At 58.4% G+C, this 2,956-nt stretch carries 2 protein-coding genes; one reads left to right on the forward strand and one right to left on the reverse strand.

What is annotated here, in order from left to right:
• Positions 1-435: 435 nt before the first annotated feature.
• A complete protein-coding gene (locus tag ABZ635_RS27055) occupies positions 436-1,218 on the forward strand; it encodes a phosphotransferase (protein ID WP_357770072.1) in 783 nt (260 codons plus the stop codon).
• A 27-nt stretch (positions 1,219-1,245) separates the two neighbouring features.
• Here the strand turns inward: ABZ635_RS27055 and metG are convergent, their stop codons facing one another.
• Entirely contained in the window at positions 1,246-2,790 is a 1,545-nt protein-coding gene (metG, locus tag ABZ635_RS27060) for a methionine--tRNA ligase (RefSeq protein ID WP_357770069.1), read from the reverse strand.
• Positions 2,791-2,956: the final 166 nt, after the last annotated feature.

The raw sequence follows: 2,956 nt of genomic DNA on the forward strand, positions 1-2,956 counted from the left end.
TCCACCTTCCTGGCCATGCTCGGCATCGCCTGCATCCTCATCTGCTACAAGCACCTGGCCAAGCATGCCGATGGCTTTTGAGATGAGCTCTAAGCGGCATTGGCCCCGGGTGTGGTCAAGCAGCCTCGCAACTAACCGATGGCACAGGGCCTATCTCACCGCGAACACGGGTCTTATTGCACAAGTCCACCCACTCGGCATTGGCGATCTCGACCTCCCCAGGCCGCATGCTGTACACTGCTTGATAAAAATAATCAAGCTAAGGACGCACCCGTGACAAGTACCTTTCCCAAGGCCGTTACAAACCGCTTGAATTGGAGTGATGCACCCCGCCCGCTGACAGTTCGTGTGCAACAATTACTGGGTTCAACGATTGTAGCGTCCGAGACGCAGCGCGGGGGCTTCTCTAGAGGACTGGCTAGTCGAATTATCTGCATGGACGGCCAACGGGCGTTCGTGAAAGCCATCAACCTCGAAACCGACTCCTTCGCCTCCTCCCTTTACACAAGGGAACGGTACTTTGCCGAACGAATTCCTTCGAATTTTCCCGCCCCGCGCTTTCTGGGGGAGGTGCGCGCCAGCGCATGGCTCGCCCTAGTGTTCGAGGATATTATGGGACGGGTCGTTCCGGTTCCCTGGAGTGACAACGACCTCACCGCGGTTCTGAACCACATGGATGCGTGCTCCTCCCTCATGACCCCCTGCCCGATACCTGGGCTGGAGTCATGGGGAGGTGATTTCGCACTTTGGCAGGGGTGGAATTGGATGGAATCCCAAGGCGCATTACCGGCGGAGACACCGGCCGAGGCCCGACCCCACTTGAGACTGTTGGCAAGGTTGGAGGCGGTGTTCCCTACTGCCGCCGGTGGAGACACTCTGCTCCATTCCGACCTGAGGTCGGACAACATCATCTTGGGTGCGGACGGATCAGTGACGTTTGTGGACTGGGCTCATGCCGCACGGGGTGCCGCTTGGATTGATCCACTGATCTTCGCACTATGCGCGGCGGTTCAAGGGCATGGGAACCCCCAGGAGATCCTTGAGCGGCACCCAGCCGGGCAGAATGCCGATTCCGACGGAGTCGACAGCGCACTCGCGGCCCTCGCCGGGCGATTCGTCGCTTCGTCCACGCGACCGGGACCCGCGGCTCTGAGGAGGTTCCAGCGCCTGGAAGCCCTAGCCTGCTTGCGCTGGCTAGGGTCACGGGTCGGCTGGTGACGGTGCCCGATGCGGTCAAGAGCCGGTTCAGGGAACGGCTTCGATCCGCGGGAACAGGGCCGGGGCCTTTTCCAAGCGGGTACCGGTAATCTCCTGCCGCCATTCTCCGGTCCCCGGCACCTTCAACGCGTCTGTGCCCAATTGTGATAGGAGGCTCTGCGCAGCGCCGGGGAGGAAAGGGATCAGAAGTCGACCGATCTGGCGAATCGCGGCGACCAGATGGTGCAGAGTCGTGTTCAGTGCCTCATCATCACCCTGTTTCGCCAGGTGCCAGGGCGCGCGTTCGTCCACGTAAGCGTTGCTACGGCGAACAAGGGCCCAGATGTTCGACATCGCGTCGCGATGGTCGTAGCCCTGCATCGCCACTACACTGCCCTGTTCGGAAGCGAGAACCTGTTCCGCAAGGGAGCGCTCCGCATCCGTTATAGGTCCCGACTCTGGGACCACCCCGTCCCGGTAACGCATGATCATGCTCACGGATCGGTTCAACAGATTGCCAAGCCCATTAGCCAGATCCGTGTTGTAACGACTGATCAATCGCTCTTCACTGAAGTCGCTGTCACCGAACGGTGTAAAATCGGCGAGAAGGAAGTAGCGAATCGCGTCCGAGCCGTACCGCTCGATGAGTTCGGAGGGGTCTGCGCCATTACCTAGGGACTTGCTGATCTTTTGGCCCTGTACGGTGATATAGCCATGGACGACAACATCCGTGGGCAGGGCAATCCCTGCGGACATAAGCATCGCTGGCCAGTAGACCGCGTGAAACCGGGTCACTCCTTTGCCTACCACATGTACACGCTGACCGGCCTCGGCCCAGTAGCGCTTGTATTCCTCACTCCCCTCAGTCCAACGGAGTGCGTTGATGTAGTTGGTGAGGGCATCGATCCAGACGTACATCACCTGTGCCGGGTCTTCCGGCACCGGGATACCCCAGCCCCGAGCCCGGCTCGTGGAGCGGGAGATACTGATGTCCTCCAACCCAGAACGCACGAAACTTGCCACCTCGTTGCGCCTGGACTCCGGGACAATCTTCAGTTCGCCCGACTCGATCGCTTCAAGAATGCGATCCTGATACCGGGAGAGTCGAAAGAAGTAGTTGTGCTCGGAAACCTTCTCTGGTTCGACGTTGTGTTCAGGGCACTTACCACCCACCAGTTCAGCGGGAGAGTAGAACTGCTCACATCCCACACAGTAAAGGCCCTCGTAGTCTTTGGCGTAAATATCGCCGCTGGCGGCGATGCTTTTCCAGATCTCGGTGGCACCCTTGATGTGTTCGGCATCCACACTGGTTCGAATGAAATGCGTTATGCCAATATCAAATTTCTCAATTAGCTCCTTAAATGCCACCACGTTCCGACTAACGAGTTCACTGGTGGCAATTCCTTCTTTTTCGGCTGCAAGAACATTCTTAAGGCTATTCTCGTCAGAGCCGCTGAGGAAGTAAACATCCTGCCCCATAGATGACATGTGGCGCGCGTAAGCATCGGCCTCCACATACTCAAGCGCATGCCCCAGATGGGGGGTTGCGTTGACATAGGGGATGGTTGTTGAAACGAAGGACGCCTCAGCCATGGGCGGACTCTCTCTATGCAAGGCAGACGAACGGACTGGGAACAAGTCTACCCCCTAATACTCTAGCCGCACTTAGAGCTCATCTCAAAAGCCATCGGCATGCTTGGCCAGGTGCTTGTAGCAGATGAGGATGCAGGCGATGCCGAGCATGGCCAGGAAGGTGGAG

The sequence above is a fragment of the Nocardiopsis sp. NPDC007018 genome (assembly GCF_040635075.1).
GTDB lineage: Bacteria > Actinomycetota > Actinomycetes > Streptosporangiales > Streptosporangiaceae > Nocardiopsis.

Bases quoted from the DNA above. Each gene is read 5' to 3' on its own strand.
- ABZ635_RS27055 (WP_357770072.1), top strand. From the start codon at position 436: ATGGACGGCCAACGGGCGTTCGTGAAAGCCATCAACCTCGAAACCGAC.
- metG (WP_357770069.1), bottom strand. From the start codon at position 2,790: ATGGCTGAGGCGTCCTTCGTTTCAACAACCATCCCCTATGTCAACGCA.